This window comes from Xanthomonas sp. WHRI 7945 (assembly GCF_035026585.1).
Genome location: NZ_JAYIQP010000002.1, coordinates 130,977 through 150,102 on the forward strand (window position 1 = coordinate 130,977; position 19,126 = coordinate 150,102).

The 19,126-nt window shown below is 67.9% G+C and carries 19 protein-coding genes; 4 read left to right on the plus strand and 15 right to left on the minus strand.

The features are described 5' to 3' along the window. Position 1 precedes the first annotated feature (1 nt). The 15 genes from fliD to VDQ83_RS02545 all read right to left on the minus strand — a co-directional run bounded on the left by fliD (position 2) and on the right by VDQ83_RS02545 (position 16,069). Positions 2 to 1,342 carry a flagellar filament capping protein FliD gene (gene fliD, locus VDQ83_RS02475; protein WP_309915791.1) on the minus strand — a complete coding sequence of 447 codons (1,341 nt, stop codon included), beginning with the start codon at positions 1,340 to 1,342 and terminating at the stop codon, positions 2 to 4. Between the two features lie 197 nt (positions 1,343 to 1,539). Continuing rightward, the gene (locus VDQ83_RS02480) at positions 1,540 to 2,718 is read right to left on the minus strand and encodes a flagellin (protein WP_263398267.1); all 1,179 of its coding nucleotides are present in this window, start codon (positions 2,716 to 2,718) and stop codon (positions 1,540 to 1,542) included. Positions 2,719 to 3,252: 534 nt separating this feature from the next. Then, positions 3,253 to 4,083 (minus strand): hypothetical protein, encoded by an 831-nt coding sequence (locus tag VDQ83_RS02485; protein ID WP_455433731.1) that lies wholly within the window; start codon positions 4,081 to 4,083, stop codon positions 3,253 to 3,255. 166 nt (positions 4,084 to 4,249) lie between these two features. Next, the gene (gene flgL, locus VDQ83_RS02490) at positions 4,250 to 5,455 is read right to left on the minus strand and encodes a flagellar hook-associated protein FlgL (protein WP_263398269.1); all 1,206 of its coding nucleotides are present in this window, start codon (positions 5,453 to 5,455) and stop codon (positions 4,250 to 4,252) included. Beyond that, a complete protein-coding gene (gene flgK / locus VDQ83_RS02495; RefSeq protein WP_455433732.1) occupies positions 5,452 to 7,326 on the minus strand; it encodes a flagellar hook-associated protein FlgK in 1,875 nt (624 codons plus the stop codon). Before flgK ends, flgL begins: the two co-directional genes overlap by 4 nt. 11 nt (positions 7,327 to 7,337) lie before the next feature. After that, positions 7,338 to 8,567, minus strand: coding sequence for a flagellar assembly peptidoglycan hydrolase FlgJ (flgJ, locus tag VDQ83_RS02500; protein WP_455433733.1), 1,230 nt, complete (start codon positions 8,565 to 8,567; stop codon positions 7,338 to 7,340). 1 nt (position 8,568) lies between these two features. Beyond that, positions 8,569 to 9,687, minus strand: coding sequence for a flagellar basal body P-ring protein FlgI (locus tag VDQ83_RS02505; RefSeq protein ID WP_309915807.1), 1,119 nt, complete (start codon positions 9,685 to 9,687; stop codon positions 8,569 to 8,571). A gap of 8 nt (positions 9,688 to 9,695) precedes the next feature. Continuing rightward, positions 9,696 to 10,400 (minus strand): flagellar basal body L-ring protein FlgH, encoded by a 705-nt coding sequence (flgH, locus tag VDQ83_RS02510; protein WP_263398273.1) that lies wholly within the window; start codon positions 10,398 to 10,400, stop codon positions 9,696 to 9,698. A 23-nt stretch (positions 10,401 to 10,423) separates the two neighbouring features. After that, positions 10,424 to 11,209, minus strand: a complete 786-nt coding sequence (gene flgG, locus VDQ83_RS02515) for a flagellar basal-body rod protein FlgG (RefSeq protein ID WP_263398274.1) — start codon at positions 11,207 to 11,209, stop codon at positions 10,424 to 10,426. 107 nt (positions 11,210 to 11,316) lie between these two features. Further along, complete coding sequence (locus VDQ83_RS02520; RefSeq protein ID WP_263398275.1) at positions 11,317 to 12,072, minus strand: flagellar basal body rod protein FlgF; 756 nt, start codon at positions 12,070 to 12,072, stop codon at positions 11,317 to 11,319. Positions 12,073 to 12,178: 106 nt separating this feature from the next. After that, positions 12,179 to 13,402, minus strand: a complete 1,224-nt coding sequence (gene flgE / locus VDQ83_RS02525; protein WP_263398276.1) for a flagellar hook protein FlgE — start codon at positions 13,400 to 13,402, stop codon at positions 12,179 to 12,181. A 25-nt stretch (positions 13,403 to 13,427) separates the two neighbouring features. After that, complete coding sequence (locus tag VDQ83_RS02530) at positions 13,428 to 14,099, minus strand: flagellar hook capping FlgD N-terminal domain-containing protein (protein ID WP_455433734.1); 672 nt, start codon at positions 14,097 to 14,099, stop codon at positions 13,428 to 13,430. Positions 14,100 to 14,140: 41 nt separating this feature from the next. After that, the gene (gene flgC, locus VDQ83_RS02535; RefSeq protein ID WP_263398278.1) at positions 14,141 to 14,548 is read right to left on the minus strand and encodes a flagellar basal body rod protein FlgC; all 408 of its coding nucleotides are present in this window, start codon (positions 14,546 to 14,548) and stop codon (positions 14,141 to 14,143) included. A gap of 2 nt (positions 14,549 to 14,550) precedes the next feature. Beyond that, positions 14,551 to 14,952: a flagellar basal body rod protein FlgB gene (gene flgB, locus VDQ83_RS02540; RefSeq protein WP_263398279.1), complete on the minus strand. Its 402-nt coding sequence runs from the start codon at positions 14,950 to 14,952 to the stop codon at positions 14,551 to 14,553. 172 nt (positions 14,953 to 15,124) lie between these two features. Continuing rightward, entirely contained in the window at positions 15,125 to 16,069 is a 945-nt protein-coding gene (locus tag VDQ83_RS02545) for a chemotaxis protein (RefSeq protein WP_263398280.1), read from the minus strand. A 358-nt stretch (positions 16,070 to 16,427) separates the two neighbouring features. On the opposite strand from VDQ83_RS02545, the gene flgA reads away from it, so the two are divergent. The 4 genes from flgA (at position 16,428) to VDQ83_RS02565 (ending at position 19,112) form a co-directional block, all read left to right on the plus strand. Continuing rightward, a complete protein-coding gene (gene flgA, locus VDQ83_RS02550; RefSeq protein ID WP_309915818.1) occupies positions 16,428 to 17,072 on the plus strand; it encodes a flagellar basal body P-ring formation chaperone FlgA in 645 nt (214 codons plus the stop codon). A gap of 66 nt (positions 17,073 to 17,138) precedes the next feature. Continuing rightward, on the plus strand, positions 17,139 to 17,456 hold the full coding sequence (gene flgM / locus VDQ83_RS02555; protein ID WP_309915821.1) for a flagellar biosynthesis anti-sigma factor FlgM: 318 nt from the start codon (positions 17,139 to 17,141) through the stop codon (positions 17,454 to 17,456). Further along, a complete protein-coding gene (locus tag VDQ83_RS02560) occupies positions 17,453 to 17,797 on the plus strand; it encodes a flagellar protein FlgN (protein ID WP_263398283.1) in 345 nt (114 codons plus the stop codon). Before flgM ends, VDQ83_RS02560 begins: the two co-directional genes overlap by 4 nt. An 85-nt stretch (positions 17,798 to 17,882) precedes the next feature. Further along, complete coding sequence (locus VDQ83_RS02565) at positions 17,883 to 19,112, plus strand: ATP-binding protein (protein WP_455433735.1); 1,230 nt, start codon at positions 17,883 to 17,885, stop codon at positions 19,110 to 19,112. The last annotated feature ends 14 nt before the right edge of the window (positions 19,113 to 19,126 follow it).

Genomic DNA, 19,126 nt, shown 5'->3' on the forward strand with positions numbered 1-19,126 from the left:
ATCAGTTGTTGGAAGAGAACTGCTTGGCCAGGTAGTCGCTGGTGGTCTGCATCTTCGCGACGATGGTGTCCATCGCGGTGAACCTGTCGGTGTACTGCTTGGTCAGCGTTTCCATCCGCTTGTCCAGGTTGCTGAGCTGGTTGGTCAGGTCGGTGATGTGCTTGTTGAGCGAGGCGGTGCGCTGGGTGATGGTGCCGCTGGTGGTATCCAGGTTGCTGTTCAACAGCGTGGTCATGCCCGCGGTGAAGCCGCCGTCGGTGCCGAACATGGCCTTGGCCGACGTCGGGTCGCTGGCGACGGCGCTGTCGAACTTGGCGCTGTCGAAGCTCATCGCCCCGTTCTTGTCGATGGTCACGCCCAGCGCCTTGAGATCGACCACGTTTTCGCTGACCTGCTTGCGCAGCGACTGCTGCAGCCCGCGCACCATCGAGTCGCCGGTCAGTGCCGAGGACTTGTCGTTGGTGGCGTCGTAGGCGCTGGAAGATTTCAGTAGGGTGTTGGCGGTGTTGTAGGCGGTGACGAACGCGGTGATGTTCGCCTTCAGGCTGGTGCTGTCGTTGGCGATGGTCAGGCTGTACTTGGTGCCTTCCGCGGCCTTTGTCAGATTCAAGGTGATGCCAGGGACGAGGTCGGCCACCGCATTGCTGCTGGAGGTGCGCTCGAAACCGTCCACGCGCACGATCGCGTCGGCCGCGGCCACGGTCTGGGTCAGGCCGCCGCCGTTGCCGCTGCCGTAGGTCAGCGCGCTGAGTCCGCCGTTGCCGCCGGCGCTGCTGATGGTCAGCGCGCCCTTGGTCCCGGAATCGACCGCGTTGAGCACCAGGTGGTCGCCGTCGTCGGCGCTCACCACGCTGGCGGTCACGCCGTTGCCGCCGGCGGCCTTGTTGATCGCCGCGGCGACATCGCTGAGCTTGCTGCCTTCGGCCACGGTAACGTTCAGCGACTTGTCGCCGTACCCGATCGTCAACGTGCCGTCGCCGACCACGGCCTTGTCGGCATAGGCGGCCGAGGTCAGCTTCTGCCGTTCGGCCAGCTTCACCACCTCGATGCTGTAGTTGCCGGCGGTGGCGCTGTCGGTGACGCTGGCGGTATAGCCGGCGCCGTCGGCGACGGTGGCCTTGACCGCGCTCTTGTCGGCGCTCTTGGCGATCGCGTTCATCGCCGTCTGCAGGTTGGACAGCGCGCCCTTGATCGTGCTCAGCGCCGAAAGCTTGGCGCTGGACGCGGTGCCGTCCGCGTTGATCCGGTTTTCCTGCGGCGCGCGCTGCGCGGCGACCAAGGTTTTGACCACGGCGGCGACGTCCATACCGGAGCCGACGGCAAAAAGCGATGAAGTAGCCATGGGTGGGCGTCCTTACGATAGCGGGCACGGAGGCCAGCGGTAGATAGGGGTATCGGCGGCGGACGGCGGTTCTTGAGCCGTCCGCGCATGTCGGGAATGCCCCGAACCCAATGCAAGTCCTGTGCCGGCCGGGCGGCGGAAAACGAAAAGGCCCCTCCTTGCGGAGGGGCCTTCGATCGTTGCGTGTGCGCTTGCTGTTACTGCAGCAGGCTCAGCACGTTCTGCGGGACCGACTTGGCCTGCGCCAGCATCGCGGTACCGGCCTGCTGCAGGATCTGCGTGCGGGTCAGCTCGGCGGTTTCCTTGGCGTAGTCGGTGTCGCGGATGCGGCTGCGCGAGGCCGACAGGTTCTCCGAGGTGGAGCTCAGGTTGGCGATGGTCGAGGTGAAGCGGTTCTGCACCGCACCCATGTCGGCGCGCGAGGAGTTGACCGAGGTCAGCGCCTTGTCGACGATTTCCAGGGCACGCTGGGCGCCGGAGAAGCTGGAGATGTCCAGGTCTTCCAGGGTGCTGGTGCTGCCGGCCACCGCGGTGGCGGTGGCAGCAACGCCACCGAAAGCCACGGTCACGCCAGTGGCGCTGCTGGTGCCGGCGGTGAACGAGAAGTCCGTGCCAGCCTTCAGCGATTCCAGCTTCAGCTTGCCTGCGTTGTCGACCGAGGCGTACACGCCGGTCTGGTCCAGCTTGTCGTTGATCGACGCGGCGACCTTCTTCTGGATGTCGGCGGCGGTGTCGCCGACGGCGACGCTGACGCTGGCGATCGACTTGCCGTTAACCGAGATGCCCGAGATGCTGCCCGAAGCGGTCGCGGTGCCGGCGACGAAGGCGGCGGTGCTGGTCTGGTCGGCGGCGAAGCCGGCCTTGCCCAGCGAATCGACATTGGCGTCGACGATGCTGTTGATGCCGATGGTCTGGCCGGCATCCGCGCCGACCTGGAACAGCGCGCCAGAGAAATCGCCGTTCAGCAGCTTGGTGCCGTTGAAGCTGGTCTGGTTGGCAACACGATCGATTTCCGAGGTGAGCTGCTTGACTTCCGAGTTCAGCGCCTCGCGGTCGGTGTCGGAGTTGGTGGCGTTGGCCGACTGCACCGACAGCTCGCGGATACGCTGCAGGTTGTTGCCGATTTCGACCATCGCGCCTTCAGCGGTCTGGGCCAGCGAGATGCCGTCGTTGGCGTTGCGCGAGGCGACGTCCAGGCCACGGATCTGGGTGGTGAAGCGCTCGGAGATCGCCAGACCGGCGGCGTCGTCCTTCGCACTGTTGATGCGCAGGCCCGAGGACAGACGCTGGATCGACGTCGCCATGCTCGAGCTGGTGCTGTTGAGGTTACGCTGAGCGTTCAGCGACATTACGTTGGTGTTGATTACCTGTGCCATTTTGATATCTCCTCTAAGCGATTTATCCGGCAACCTGTCGGTGCCTGGAGCCTCCGCAGGGGGGCCATCAATTGGCCGTTGCCGCTGCTGAGATAAATAACGGCGGGAGGGTCACAACCTTTAGCGATTCGCTGCGGAAAATATCGCGATGCGGCGAACCGGGAGCCTGTGGCACTCGCGGCGAAGAGCTTGTTTCGGCCGCGGTTTGCCAAACTTTAGGGTTCCGGCGCAGGTGCCGTGCGCAGCCGATGGCAATGACGAACTCTGTATAAAAGAAGCGTCGCGGCGGTCCGGACGAAGGAGGACTTCACCGGATTGCGGATAAGCGGCAAGAAAGCCGCCCGGAGATCGGCGCAAAGAGACAATGCTTAAAAGGCGGGCAAAGATCATCAAGGCCGCGTCGAGGCAGGATCCGGCCCAGGCGCGGATAAAGAAGGCGCTACGCCAGGAAGGGCGCCGAGAGCCTACGGCGTAACGCCGGTGGCATCGGTGTATCCGCGGCCCTGCGGCCCAGTGGCAGTGAAGTCCAGGCGATCAGCGCGCCGCGGCAGGCACCGGCGCCGGTTTCGCCGCCGTTGCCGGAGCCGGGCGTTTGGCCGGCACCACGCCCGACTGCAGTCGGCGGATCGAGGCGATCGGCACCGCTTCGGCGCGACGCTGCTCGGGCCACCACAGGAAGACGAACGCGCTGCTGGACCCCAGCAATTTCGCGTTGCCCGGCAGCGCCGCACTGTCGCCGCTGAGCACCACCTGCACCGGCGTGCCCGCGCGGCCATCGCGGATCTTCTCGGCCGTGTTCATGGCATACAGTGCCGCACCGAAGGCCATGAAGCAGACCACCGCCATGCACATGCCGGTCAACGGCCGCAGTCCCAACAGTTCCCAGTTCATCCACGGCGAATGCGAGAACAGCAACCGCCAGCCCCAATGCCGCGCGCGCAGGCGTTCCACCTTGGCCGGGTTGCGGCGGCGCAGCGTCTCCGGCCAGCCGAGCACGACCGCCATCAGGATGCCCAGCAGCAGGATCAGGATGTAGGCCGGATCGCGCAGGCCGGCGACCAGGAAGTCGCTCACCTGCAGGTAGTCCAGGATCGACAACTGGAAACGCAGGTAGAAGAAGTAGCTCGACCACAGCCCCAGCGCGGACAGGAACACGTAGCCGGCACTGACCATCAGCGCCGGCTCCTGCCGCAGCAGGCGCCAGATCTCCGCGACCATCGAGTCCTGGTTGACGTGCTTGACCGGCAGCAGCGACCAATCGGTCGGCGCCTGCTCGATCGCATCGGCCTGCGGCCCGCCGCCAGAAGCGGCAGCGGCGCCCGCCGGCACATCGGCGTGGGCGCCGTCCTGTTCCCTGATTGTCATGCATTCTCCCCGTTCGGCAGAGCATCGCGCAATTTCGTGGCCGATGAAAGCCATCCCGGGGCTGGAGCGGCGGCGCTGCAGTTGCGCCCGGATTGCGTCGAGGTCCGTCCGAACCGCAGCGCCGTCGGCGCGGGCCGGCATGCGCGCAACAAGAGAATGCGGGGATTCAGCGGATCATGTTGAACAGCGACATCGACTGCATCTGGGTGAAGATGGTCTGCGCCGCCTTGAGCGCGGACTGCTCCAGCTGGTACTGGCCGATCGCATCGGCGTAGTCCAGATCGCGCAGCGAGGACAGCGTGGTCTTCAGCGTCACTTCGTTGGAGGCGCGCAACTCGGCGGCGTTGTCGATCGCCGACAGTTGCGCGCCGCCGGAGGCGCGCGCGTCGATCATCTTCGCCGAGGCCTGGCTGATGTCGCGCATCGACGACTGCAGGGTGTTCTGCAGCGCGGCCTTGTCGGTGGCGGTGATCGGGTCCGTGTTCAGCGCGGCGGCCAGGGTGCTGATGGTGGAGAACACGTCCTTGTTGGTGGCGGCGCCGATCTGGAAGCTGTCGCCGACCGCCGGCGCGCCGTCCAGGCGCATCTTCAGGCCGTCGAAGCTGATGGTCTCGCCGGCGGCATAAGTGCCGGTCTTGACCACGGTGCCGGCGCCGTCGCGCACTTCATAGGTGTCGGTGGCGGTAAAGGCGACGCTGTAGCTGCCGCCGTTCCAGGTTCCGGAGGTCGCGTCGCGGCTGAAGTCCAGCAACAGCCCGGTGCCGGTGTTGGCGCCGGCCGCGTGCGCGTCGACGGTGCCGTCGCCGGTGCGGATGCGCATGAAGATCTCGCTGCCGGGCAGGGCGTCGGCGACCAGGGTGTCGGCCGCCACCTCCACGCTGCGCTGGGTCTGGTCGCCGTTGTAGACCACCTGGCCGCCGACCACCGCGAACGGTGCGTTGGCGTCGGCGGCGCCGGCGAACAGGTAGCGGCCGCTGCCGTCGGTGCTGTTGGACAGGCTCAGCAGGCTGTCGTGCAGCGAGGTGAGTTCGGAGGCGATCGCCTTGCGGTTGTCGGTGGTCAGCGCCGAACTGTTCGCCTGCACGGTCAGATCGCTGACCCGCGCCATCAGCTCGCCGGCCTGCGCCAGCGCGTTCTCCTGCAGGCCCAGGCGGTTCTGCACGTTGTTGGCGTTCTCGCCGAAACGCGCCAGCTCGGCCACCGCGCGGTCCAGGTTGACCGCGGTGCCGGAGGCGACCGGATCGTCGGCCGCGGTGACCAGGCGCTTGCCGGTGGCCAGCTGCTGTTCCAGGTGCGAGATCTTGGCCTGCTTGCCCAGCATGTTGTTGACCGACTGGCTGAACATCATGCCGGTGGAAATGCGGTTGCTCATCGGATCGCACCCAGGATGGACTGGAACATCGTATCGGCGGTGGAAATCAGTTGCGATGCGGCCTGGTAGGCCTGCTGCAGGCGCAACATGTTCGAGGCTTCCTCGTCCAGGTTGACGCCGGACACCGAGTCGCGCGCGTCTTGCGCATTGGTGTGGATCACATCCTGGGCGTCGGCCGCGTACTTGGCCTGCCGCGCCGCCGAGCCGATCGTGGTGGTCAGGCCTGACACCGCGCCGTTGAGGGTGATGGTGCCGCCATTGAACGCCTTGGCATCGTCCAGGTTGGACAGGGTCAGCGCGTTGCCGTTGTTGCTGGAGCCGGCGCCGGTGGGGCCGACCGCGAAGGTGTCGCCGGCCACCGGCGCGCCGTCCAGGGTCAGGCTCCAGCCGTTGGCGCTGATGGTCTGCCCGGCGGTGTAGGCGAACGGGCCGGCGCCGTCGATGGTGTACTGGTTGGCGTCGATGAAGGCGATGCTGGACGGGTTCAGCAGGTTGGGATTGGCGGCGTTGCTGGCGCGCACGTTGCTCACCTTGCCGGTGCCCAGGTTGTCCAGGTCGGTCTTGGCGGTGATCGGCGTGGCCGCGGCGATGCGCGACGGATCGGTGATCGCCACGCCCAGGTGGGTGACCGCGTCGGCGGTGGGCTGCAGCAGGAACTTGTCGCCGGCGGCGGCGGTGCCCGACAGCTGCAGCGTCACCCCGTTGACCACGAACGGGTCGGCACTGCTGCCGGTGCCGGTCATGGCCACACTGGCGCCGGTGTCGGCGCGGGCGGCGGTCCAGGTGCTGCCGTCGAACTTCAGCAGCAGGTTCTTGCCGTCGAGCTTGCTCAGGTCGCTGACTGCGGCGCTGAAGCTGGCGCTGCCGGTATTGGCGGCGTTGGAGTTCACGCTGGGGGCGGACAGCGAGAAGAAGTCGCCGCCCAGGTTGCCGTACAGGTCGACGCCGGCCTTGTGCTGCTGGTTGTAGGTGACCGCCAGGCCGGTGGCCAGGCGCCCCAGTTCGGCCTTGGTCGGATCCAGCACGTCGCTGCGGAATTCGAGCAGGCCGCCGATCTGGCCGCCCATCGCGCTGTCGCCCAGGGTGATGGTGGCGCCTTGCGCCTGCAGCGCGATCTGCAGGCGTCCGGGCTGGTAGGGGTCGGTGACGGTGGTCAGTGTCGAGGCGGTGGTGCCGACCACCAGCGCCTGGCCGCCGGCGGTGTAGACGTTGATCGCGCCGCCGTCCTGCTGCACCGCGCTGCCGCCGGTGTAGCCCACCAGTTGGGTGATCAGCTGGTCGCGGCGGTCGAGCAGGTCCGGCGCGGCCGCGGCGGCGTTGCTGCCGATCTGGCCGTTGATCTTGGCCACTTCGGCGGCCACGCGGTTGGCTTCCGTGGTCGCGGACAGCAGGCCGTTGTTGACCTCGTTGCCGAGCGCGTCCATCTGCCCGTTGAGCTGCTTGAAGCGGGTCACCAGCGAGCCGGCGTTGTCCAGCAGGTTCTGCCGGCTGGCGGTGGCCGAGGCGTTGGCGGACAGGCCGGTGCTGGCGTCGAAGAACTTCGACCATTGGCCGGAGATATTGGTGGCGGTGTCGGAGAACAGCCCGTCGACGCGATCAGACAAGGCCGACAGCTGCTTCAGCCGCGTCAGTTCGCCGCCGCTGTCCAGCAGCCGCGAGGTCGCCAGCTGGTCGGCGACGCGCGAGATGTCGGTGATCTTGGTGCCGTTGCCGATGTAGTCCGAGCCGTACCGGGTCGGCGTGGTGGTCGCGAACGCGACCCGCTGCCGGCTGTAGCCATCGGTGTTGATGTTGGCGACGTTGTGGCTCACGGTCGCCAGCGCCCGCTGGAAGGCGATGAGGGCGCTGGTGCCGGTGGAGAGGACGGACATGGACGGCTACCTCAGCGCAGGGCGCTGTTGGACGGATCGGAGGTGCTGGCGAACGCGCGGCCGATGCCGCTGGCGGCGGCATTGCCGATCGCGGCGACGGCGCGGCCGATGGTCGGGCCGCCGGCGATCGCGGCGATCTTGGCCGCATAGGACGGATCGGTGGCATAGCCGGCGCGCTGCAGGCCCTGCGCGAAGCCGCGGATGTCGGTGCCGGCGTTCAGCGCCTGCTGGTAACGCGGATTGGTCTTCAGCAGGCGCACGTAGTCGGCGAAGCTCTCCGCCGGCGAGGCGTAGGCGCGGAAGTCCGCACTCTGCGACTGCTTGACCCCATTGACGTATTCGTGGGTGCCGGTGGTGACGCGCTCGCCGCTCCAGCCGGTGGCCTTGATCCCGAACAGGTTGTTGGAACTGGCGCCGTCGCCGCGGGAAATGCCGCGGCGTCCCCAGCCGGTTTCCAGCGCGGCCTGCGCGACCAGCGCCCGCGCGTCCACGCCCAGTTCCTTGGCTGCCTTCTGCGCGTGCGTCCAGATCTGCGCGACGAAGCCTTCCGGGGTGCGCGCGCCGAGGCTGGCCGCGGCCGCGTTGGCCGCCGCGGCGGCGCCGGCATCGATGCTCTTGTCGTCGTCGGCCGCGGTGGCGGCCAGGTTCGGCCAGCGGTCGTCGGTGCCGGTCCACGGCAGCGTGGCGCTGCCGTCGGCAGGGTTGCTGCCCAGCGCTTCGTGCATCGCGCTGGTCTCGCGGCCGGCGATCAGGTCGAGCACGCGCGCGACCTGCTGCTGCGACGCATCCGCCGCCTCCATGCCGCTCCAGGCGCCGGCGCCGGCGATCGCCGCAGCGTCGGGATCGGCCGGCGCGGATGCGCCGGCGATCGCGCCGTTGCCGCCGCTGCCGCCGCCCTGGCCGGACACCAGCGAATACGCCTTGGCCGCCTGCGCGGCGCCGATCGAGGTAGTGGTCGGCGGGGCGTCGGCGCTCTTGCCGCCGCCCAGCTGCTTGGCGATCATCGCCGCCAGGCCCAGCCCCTTGCCCTCGGTCAGCGCCTTGGCCATCTGCTGGTCGTACATGTCGCGGAAAGTCTGGTTCTCGCCCGGGAACAGGGAATCGCCGAAGCTGGCGTCGCGCATGCTCTTGACGAGCAGGTTGGCGAACTGTCCTTCCAACTGGCGCGACACCTTGTCGATCCGGGCCGGATCGTTCGGGGTGGTCGCGTTCAGTTCGATCGGGGAGGCCGAGATGCGCATGTCAGATGACCTCTAGCTCCGCGCTCAGCGCGCCGGCCTGCTTGAGTGCTTCCAGGATCGCGATCAGGTCGCCCGGCGCGGCGCCGACTTCGTTGACCGCGCGCACGATCTGGTCCAGCGAGGTGCCGCCCTCGAACTTGAACATGCGGCTGCCTTCGTTGGTGGCGGTGATGGTCGATTTCGGCGCGACCACGGTCTGGCCGTTGCTCAGCGCGTTGGGCTGGCTGACCTGGCTGCCTTCGCTGATGGTGACGGTCAGCGAGCCGTGCGAGATCGCCGCCGGGCTGACCCGCACCTGCGCGCCGATCACCACGGTGCCGGTGCGGGCGTTGACCACCACCTTGGCCGCCGCCGCGCCCGGCGACAGCTCGATGTTCTCGATCCGCGCCAGCAGGCCGACGCGCGCGCCGGGGTCGGTCGGCGAGCGCACCGCGACGGTGGCGCCGTCGACCGCATGCGCGCTGCCCGGGCCGAACGCGTTCTCCAGCGCCGCGACCATCCGCGACACCGTGGTGAAATCGTTCTGGTGCAGGTTCAGGGTGATCTCGTTGCTGCCGCCGAACACGTCCGGCAGTGCGCGCTCCACCGTGGCGCCGTTGGGAATGCGGCCGACGCTGGGCACGTTCACCGAAATCCGCGAGCCGTCCTTGCCCTGCGCGCCGAAGCCGCCAACGATCAGGCTGCCCTGGGCGATCGCGTAGACCTGGCCGTCGGCGCCCTTCAGCGGCGCCATCAGCAGCGAGCCGCCGCGCAGCGAGACCGCGTTGCCGATCGAGGAGACGGTGATGTCGATCGGCTGGCCGGGCTTGGCGAACGGCGGCAGTTCGGCGTGGATCGCCACCGCGGCCACGTTCTTCAGCTGCGGATTGACGTTCGACGGAACATTGACGCCCAGCTCGCCGAGCATGTTCTTCAGGCTCTGCACGGTGAAGGGCGCCTGGCTGGTGCGGTCGCCGCTGCCGTCCAGACCCACCACCAGGCCGTAGCCGACCAGCGCGTTGCCGCGCACGCCGCCGACCTGGGCCAGGTCCTTGATGCGTTCGGCGGCGGCCGGGGTGGCCAGGCCGACACACAGCGCGAACGCGGCGAGCAGGCGGCAGGGCAGGGACGAAAGATTCATGGCAGGCCTCAGTACGGCGAGATGCGCGAGTTGAAGAAGCGGCTCAGCCAGCCCATCGCGTTGGATTGGGCGACGGCGCCGCGGCCGCCGTAGGCGATGCGCGCGTCGGCGACCTTGCTGGAAGGAATGGTGTTGTCCGGGGCGATGTCGGCGGCGCGGACGATGCCTTGCACCTGCACCAGTTCGTCGCCCTGGTTCAGACGCAGGTTCTTCTGCCCCTGGATCACCAGGTTGCCGTTGGGCAGGCGCTGCATCACGGTCACGGTGATGCTGCCCTGCATGGTGTTGCTCTGCGCGGTGTTGCCCTTGCCGGCGAAGCTGCGGTCGCCGCTGGTGGAGTTGTTGAGCACGTTGATGCCGTTGACCGTCAGCGGCGCGCCGAGCAGGGTCGGCGTGGCCATCGTCACCGCGTCCTTCTTGGTGATGCTGGTGTTGGCGGTGGTGCTGGCGTTGGTGCTTTCGACCAGGGTGATGGTCAGCAGGTCGCCGACGTCGCGGGCGCGCCGGTCCGAATACAGCGACAGGCTCGGGCCGGCGGCATAGATCGCGCCGGCGCTGGGCTGTGCGGCCTGCGCCACCACCGGCACGATCGGCGCCATCGGCGCATACGGGCGCACATCGCCGGCGGCGATGCCCAGGCTGGTGCAGCCGCCGAGCAGCGCCGGCAGGAGCAGCGCGGCGGTGACGAGAGAGAGAGAGGACAGACGCGACATGGCGGTTTCCAGGAAAGTCGGGATCAGACGTTGTTGTTCAGATAGCCGAGCATCGAATCGGTGGTGGAGATCGCCTTGGCGTTCATCTCGTAGGCGCGCTGGGTCTCGATCATGCTGACCAGCTCCTCGACCACGTTGACGTTGCTGCCTTCCAGCGAGGCCTGCACGGTGGTGCCCAGGCCGTTGAGGCCAGGGGTGCCGTTCTGCGCCGGGCCGGAGGCGGCCGTTTCCGCGTACAGGTTCTCGCCCTTGGCCTGCAGGCCCGAGGGGTTGATGAAATCGCTCAGCGTCAACGAACCGATCTCCAGCGCCGCGGCGGTGCCGGCGACCTGCACGCTGACCGTGCCATCGGTGCCGATGGTCAGCGACTGCGCGCCTTCCGGGACCTGGATGCCGGGCTGGATCGCATAGCCGCTATTGGTGACCAGTTCGCCCTGCGCATTGATCTGGAAGCTGCCGTCGCGGGTATAGGCCGAGGTGCCGTCGGGCATCTGCACTTCGAAGAAGCCGCGGCCGTTGACCATCACGTCCAGCGCGCGCCCGGTCTGCTGCGGGTTGCCCTGCTCGAAATCCTTGGAGGTGGAGACCACGCGCACGCCGGTGCCCAGCTGCAGGCCGGACGGCAGTTGGGTCTGCGCCGAAGTCGCGCCGCCGGGCTGACGCACCTGTTGGTACAGCAGGTCCTCGAAGCTGGCGCGGTCGCGCTTGAAGCCGGTGGTGTTGGTGTTGGCCAGGTTGTTGGAGACGACGGACATGCGCGTCTGCTGCGCATCCAGTCCGGTCTTGGCGACCCACAAAGCCTGATTCATGACCCGATTCCTCTAGATGGTGGCCCCGTGATCCGCGAGGGGCAGGGAGACTGATGCATGTGCCGTGCCACAAATGCGCCGGCTTTCCGTCTGCGCCGGCTGCGGGCTTAGCCGTTCAGGCGCAGCATGGTGTTGGCCGACTGCGCGTTCTCGTCGCCGTGCTTGATCACCTTCACCTGCATCTCGAACTGGCGCTGCAGCTGGATCATCTGCACCAGCGCGCCGGCGGCGTCGACATTGCTGCCTTCCAGCGCGCCGGTGTGGACCGGGCTGCCGGCGGACAGGGCGAACGCCTGGGTCGGATCGTCGCTGATGTTGCGCATCAGCCCGTCGGGGCGGCGTTCCAGGCGTTCGGCCGGCGCCTGCACCACCTTCATCTTGCCGACCACGGTCATCGCCTGCGGACCTTCGCCCAGCGGCACGATCGACACGGTGCCGTCGCCGCCGATCTCCAGCGCCTGGTGCGGCGGGATCGCCATCGGATTGCCCTGGTCGTCCAGCACCGCGCGGCCGCTGGAGGTGACCAGCTGGCCGTTCGCGGTCAACGCCAGTTCGCCGCCGCGCGTATACGCCTCCTTGCCATCGCTGGCCTGCACGGCCAGCCAGTTGTCGGCGCTGAGCGAGACGTCCAGCGCATTGCCGGTCACCTGCTGCGCGCCGACGTCGCGGTTGAAGCCCTGGTCGACGTGCAGCGCATCGATCCGCGACGGATAGCCGGCGCCCTGGATGCGGAACGCCTCGGTATTGGCCAGCGCGGCCTTGAAACCGGCGGTGTCGACATTGGCCAGATTGTGCGAGACCGTGCCCTGCGCCTGCAGCGAAGCGCGGGCGCCGGTCATGGCGACGTAGAGTGCTTTGTCCATGGACGGGAACCGGGAATGGAGAATCGGGAATGGAGGAAAGCGGAAATTCGGCGCCGGGAACCGCGTTTACGATTCCCGATTCCCTGTTCCCGATTCCCGGCGGTCATCAGCGGATATTGATGATGGTCTGCGTGACCTGATCCTGGGTGGAGATCATCTGCGAGTTGGCCTGGAAGTTGCGCTGCGCGACGATCATGTTGACCAGCTGTTCGGTGAGGTCCACGGTCGAGGCTTCGAGCGCGCCGGACTGGATGTCGCCGAAGTCCGAGGTCGACGGCGCGCCGGTGCGCGCATTGCCCGAGGCCGAGCTTTCCGCCCACACGTTGTCGCCGAGGGAGCTCAGCCCCTGCGGGTTGACGAAGTTGGTCATCGCGACCTGGCCCAGCGCCTTGTCGGCGTTGTTGGAGTAGCGCGCGTAGACCACGCCGGTGGCGTCGATGCTGATCGAGTTGAGCTTGCCGCTGGCGTAGCCGTCCTGGCGCGCGTCGCGCAGGGCGAAGGCTTCGCCGTACTGGGTCGAGCCGCTCACGTCCAGGGTCAGGTTGAGGGTGCCGGCGCCGGTGCTCGGGGTGAACGTGCTCAGCGCGATGCGGCCGTCGGCGGGCGTGGTGAGCTTGCCGTTGCCGTCGAACTGCAGCGTGCTCGGCGTGCCGACCGCGACGCCGTCGACGTAGTTGTGCACCTGCCACTGGTTGGCGGTGGCGGTCTTGACGAAATACGAGGTCTGGGTGTGGCTGACGCCCAGCGAATCGTAGACGGTGATGCCGCCGGTGGAGTGGTTGTAGCTGTTGGCGTCGGTCGGGGCGAAGGTGGCCACGGTCGGCACGTTGGCGTTGCCGGGCAGGGTGAACATCAGGTTCACCATTTCGCTCTGCTTGGGCGAGCTGTCGGTGGTCAGCAGCTGCAGGTCGGTCAGCGTGCCGACCGCGAAGCCGTTGCCGTTGGCCGCCGGCGGGAACACCTGCAGCTTGGCGCCCTGCGGGTTGACCACGTAGCCGTCGGCGTCGGTCTGGAAGTTGCCGGCGCGCGAATAGACCTTGGCGCCGTTGCTGGTCATGGTGAAGAAGCCGTCGCCGGAGATCGCCAGGTCCAGGTTGCGCCCGGTCGGGTCGACGTTGCCCTGCGAGAACTGCTGGGCGACGTTGCTGACCCGCACGCCGGCGCCGATCGCGTTGCGCGCGATGCCGTAGCCGGTGGCGGAGAACAGGTCGGCGAACTCGGCGCGCGATTCCTTGAAGCCGGTGGTGTTGACGTTGGCGATGTTGTTGGCGGTGACGTTGAGGTCGGAATTGGCCGCTTTGATGCCGGACAGCGAAGTGTTGAAACCCATGATGGACTCCTGTGGATTGGCCGGCTCAGCTGACGCGGAGCACGTTGGCGAGCGGGGCGGTGCCCAGCCCGGTCAGGTCGAGGTAGATGCCGTCGGAGCCGATGGTGGCGCTCTCGACCGGGGCCTGGATGTAGGTCGACAGCGTGCTGTTGGTGCCGCTGCTGTCGGTATGCGTGGCGGTGACGCTGTACTTGCCGGCGACCTGGCGGATGCCGTTGGTATCGGTGCCGTCCCAGCTGAAATTGACCTCGCCGGCCTTGCTGGCGTTGACGCTGATCTGCTTGATCGCGTTGCCGTTGGCGTCGCTGACGGTGAGGTTGACGATGCCCGCGCCGGGCGCGGCGATCACGCCGTTGACGCCGCCCTCGGCGCCCAGCGGCATCGTCGCCGACGGCACCAGCACCTTGTGCCCGACCAGCTGGGCGCCGCGCAGGATCTGGTCGGTGCTCATCGAATCGGACAGCGCGGTCACGGTCTTGTTGAGGTCGCCGATGCCCTGCACGGTGGACAGCTGCGCCATCTGCGAGACCATCTGGCTGTTGTCCATCGGCTTGAGCGGGTCCTGGTGCTGCAACTGCTCGGTCATCAGCTTCAGGAAGTCGGCCTGGTTCAGCGACGCCGACTTGGAGGCGGTGTTGCTGGTGCTGGAGCCGGTCAGCCCGAGGCTGGAATAGATGTCGCTGGAAACGGTGCTCATCAGTACGTCCTAGGCCGGGAAGCGGCGGGAGGGAGGGGCGCTTAGCGGCCCATGGTCAAGGTGGACAGCGCCAGTTCCTTGGCGGTGTTGAGGATTTCCACGCCTGCCTGGTAATTGCGCGAGGCGGAGATCAGGTTGACCATCTGCGCCACCGGATCCACGTCCGGCGAGTAGATGTAGCCGTCGGCATCGGCGAGCGGGTGGCCGGGCTCGTAGCGCTTGAGCGGCGGGTCCTTGCTCTGGGCGATTTCCTTAACGTTGACCGAGGTCAGGCTGCTGTCGTGCGGGTTGCGCACCGCCTGGAAGATCGGTTCGATCGGCTTGTAGGCGGCCTCGGCCGAGCCGGCCACCGAGTCGGCGTTGGCCAGGTTGCTGGCGATGGTGCTCAGTCGCACCGACTGCGCCTGCAGCGCGGAGCCGGCGACATCGAAGATCGGCAGATTGCTCATGCTTATTGGCCTGTGATCGCGGTGAGCATGCTGCGCACCTTGGATTCGACGAAGCTCAGCGAGGCGCGGTATTCCAGCGCGGCGCGGCCGTAGGCGGCGCGCTCGGCGTCCGCATCGACGGTGTTGCCGTCGAGGCTGGGCTGGCTGGCCTGGCGGGTGAGCTGGAACGGATTGAGGCCGGTGGCGCCGCCGACGGCGAGGTGGCGGCTGTCGGTGACCGCCATCTGGCTGCCGTCGCGCTGGCCCTGCGCGGCGCGCATGGCCGCGTCGAAGTCCAGGTCCTGGGCCTTGTAGCCAGGGGTGTCGACGTTGCTGAGGTTGCTGGCGATCAGCTTCATCCGTTGCTCGCGCAGCGGCAGAGCGTCGCCGTGGACACCCAGGTAGGATGAAATCAGATTGGACATGGCGCGCTCCCGCGGTTCGTTGCAGGAGAACAGGCAAGGCCTGTGCCAAAACCGGGGACCAACGCGCCGGGCGGGGTGGGATCACCCGCTTTCCGGCATGCCACAGGGGCCGGGGCGGCGCTGCTGCGGCGCCCCAGGCAGGCTCCCGGCGTCGCGCCGGGGCCGCGGAGAACTAGGCGGCCTGGGCCGCGGCGACCACCCGCAACCGCGCCAGCACGTAGTCGGCCAGCTCGTGCGGGCTGTACTTGGCGACGAAGGCGTTGGCGCCGACGCGCTCGACCATGGCGTTGTTGAACACGCCCGACAGCGAGGTGTGCAGCAGCACGTACAGGCCGGCCAGGCCGGGGTGGCGCCGGATTTCCGTCGTCAGCGTGTAGCCGTCCATCGCCGGCATCTCGATGTCGGAGATCACCATGGCGTAGCGGTCGGCCGGATTCTCGCCGCCGGCGTGGATCTGCAAGAGATGGTCCAGGGCCTGGCGGCCGTCGGACAGCAGGGTCGCGCCGACCCCGAGCTGGTCGAGCACGCTGCGGATCTGCTGCCGGGCCACGCGCGAGTCGTCCACCACCAGCACCTGCAGCTGCGAGCCGGTGAGCGCCAGCGACGGGTCGATCTGCGCCTCGACCCGGGTCTGGGCGATGTCGGCGAGCACGCTTTCCACGTCGATGACCTGGATCAGCTCGCCCTGGAAGCGGGTCACCGCGGTCAGGTAGCTGGATTCGGCGCCCAGTTCCGGCGGCGGATGGATGTCCTCCACCGCGATGTTGACGATGCGCTCCACGCCGCTGACCAGGAAGCCCTGGACCGAGCGATTGAACTCGGTGACCACCAGGTAGCCGGGCGCCTTGTCGGCCTGCGTCTCGCGCTCCGGGTGGCCGATCGCCAGGCCCAGGTCGAGCACCGGCACCGAACGGCCGCGGACGTCGGCGACGCCGGAGAATTGCAGTGGCAGCCCTGGCACCTGGAACAGATCCGGACGGCGCAGCACTTCCTGCACCTTGAAGACGTTCACGCCAAAAAGCTGACGACCGCCCAGCCGGAACAGCAGCAGGGCAAGCCGGTTGTGGCCCGCCAAGCGGGTGCGCTGGTCGATTCGGTTGAGCAGGTCATGAGACATGGCGTTCATATCGGCGCATTCGCGGCGGAACTTGAGGCCTAACTCCTCAGGAGCTGTCGACGCGATGGCGATGGCCCCGCTGTGCCTGGGCGCGTGCCGGGGGCGGGATCGTATAGGGAAGGTGTGTTCGAAGCAGTCGGTGACGATGCTGCCGTGCCTGCCCAAGCGCAGTGCTCGGGGCGCCGCTCCGCCGCGCAGGCGTCTGCGGGCCAGGCAGCTAGCCCGCGCCACGGCGCTCGGCCCGGCTGCCGGCAGCGTGTCAAGTTCATCGCATCGACAGCCGCCGGAGCGCCGATACGTCTATCGCGGCACGGGCTTTGCATGAGGTTTGGCGAATCATCCATTTTGAGAGATGGCCATGCGCCTGATCCTGTTAGTGGTCCTGCTGGCGGCGCTGCCGGCCTGGGCCGCGGAATTCCAACCGGTCGACTCGATCCGCGCCGCGGCGCTGTCCACGCTCGGGCCCGACGCCACGGCCGAGGCGACGCTGGATCCGTCGGTGCGGGTGCCGCTGTGCCCGGTGCCGTTGCAGGCGCAGCCCACCGGCACCACCACGGTGGAGGTGAGCTGCCCGCGCGAGGCCGGCTGGCGCCTGTTCGTGCCGGTCAAGGTGCGGCGCCTGCAGGACGTGCTGGTCCTGAGCCGCGGCCTGGCCGCTGGAGAGACCGTCGGGGCCGCCGATATGGTGTCGGAGAAGCGCGACGTGGCGCGGATCGTCGGTGCGGCCATGACCGATCCGGCGGTGGCGATCGGCCGGGTGGTGCGGCGCACGCTGCCGGCCGGTACGCTGCTGTCGGCCAGCGATCTGGTCGCGCAGCGGCTGGTGCGGCGCGGCGACAATGTGGCGCTGGTGGCGCGCAGCGGGGCGCTGGAAGTGCGGATGGCGGGCCGCGCGCTCAGCGACGGTGGCGAAAACGAGCGGGTGACCGTCGAGAACCTGTCGTCACGCCGCGTCGTTCAGGGAACTGTGTCACAAAATGGCGACGTTTTAGTGACGCGCTGAGATCCGGCCTAAAGTTCCGTGGGGTAACGCCGTTACCTACACCGAACCCGTAACAGGATTTCCGCCATGAGCCAGAAAATCGAGGGGAGCCTGCCCAGCCAGGCGGCGCTCCGCACCACCTCCGTCAACACCAAGGCCGCCTCCGGCGCGTCCGAGGACGGACAGGCACGCCCGGTGGATGCCACGGCCGCTGCCGACAGCCTGCGCCTGACCGGCGAGGCGTCCGGCCTGCAGACCTTGCAGCGCGAGCTGTCGACCGCGCCGGCGGTGGACAACAGCCGCGTCGAGTCGGTGCGCGCCGCGTTGCAGAACGGCAGCTACAAGATCAATCCCGACGCCATCGCCAGCCGTATGCTCGACCTGGACCAGCAGCTCAGCGCATGAACACCTCCGTGACCAACCCCTTGCAACAGCTCAGCGACGCGCTCGCCGGCGAACGGCAGGCCTTGTTGGATCACAACGTGGAGGAACTGATGCGGGCGACCAGCGACAAGCTGGCCGCGCTGCGCGCACTGGAGGCCGACGTGCCGGCCGGTGCCGAGGCCGAGTCGCGGCTGCGCGAACTGGCCGACGCCAACCGCGCCAACGGCGCGCTGCTGTCGCGGCGGCGGCGCGAAGTGAACTGGGCGCTGCGTCACCTGGGCCGCAGCGAGAGCGCCTCGTCCTACGATGCCAACGGCCAGTCCAGCAGCCTGCGGACCAGCCGGCACCTGGCGATCGCCTGAGCATCGCGTGCCGGCTTTGGCCGGCGTCGCACCTGACCAGGGCATCGGCGTATATTGAGCGTCCGCTCGTTACCCGTTGCCTGTCGTGAATCTCGCCGATCCCGATTACACCGCTGCGGTGCCATTGCCTTCGCGCACAAGCCTGCTCGCGCTCAGCGAGCTGATCGACGAAGGACTGGTGCTGTTCCGCGCCGATGGCCGCCTGCTGCTGGCCAACCGCGCCGCGCGCGGCCACCTGTGCAATGCCGACACCGTCGACGACCGTGCGCTGGGCGAACGCTTGGCGCAGTGGCTGCCCGACGACGCGCGCTCGCAGGCGCGCAGCAGCGGCCGCTGGAGCGGCAGCCTGCCGACCGAGGAGCACGTGGTGCTGGCGCACCTGTATTTCCATGGCGATGGCGACGACGGCCATTACCTGGCGCTGATCCAGGGCATCGAAGGCCAGCAGGACTACGAACAGGAATTGCAGCAGCGCCACGCCGAACTGCGCCAGGCTTATCTTCGCCTCAACGGCGCGCAGGAAAAGCTGCTGCAGTCGGAGAAGATGGCCTCCATCGGTCAGCTCGCCGCCGGCGTCGCGCACGAGATCAACAACCCGATCGGCTACGTGCACTCCAACCTGGGCAGCCTGCAGGAATACCTGCGCAGCCTGTTCACCCTGATCGAGGCCTACGAACGCGCCCTGCGCGCGCCGGACCCGAAGGCGCTGATCCCGGAGATCGACGACATCCGCAACCGCTTCGACATCGACTTCATCAGCCGCGACCTGCCGCAGCTGATGGCCGAGTCGCGCGAGGGCATCGAGCGGGTGACGCGCATCGTGCGCGACCTCAAGGATTTCTCGTACTCCGGCCGCGAGGAATCGTGGAAGCTGGTGGACCTGCATTCCGGACTCGAATCCACGATCAACATCATCTGGAACGAGCTCAAGTACAAGGTCACGCTGGACCGCCACTACGGCAACCTGCCGCTGGTCGAGTGCCTGCCGTCCGAGCTCAACCAGGTGTACATGAACCTGCTGCTCAACGCCGGCCAGGCGATCGGCGAGCGCGGCACCATCGTGGTCAGCACCGGCCAGGACGGCGAGGACGTGTGGATCGAGTTCAAGGACTCCGGTGCCGGGATCCCGGCGGACCTGCTGCAGCGCATCTTCGACCCGTTCTTCACCACCAAGCCGGTCGGCAGCGGCACCGGCCTGGGCCTGTCGATCTCCTACGGCATCATCAACAAGCACCACGGCCGCATCGACGTGACCAGCACCGTCGGCGAAGGCTCAAGCTTCAGGATCGTGATTCCGGTACGGCAGCCGAAGTAGTTGCCGGGATTTGG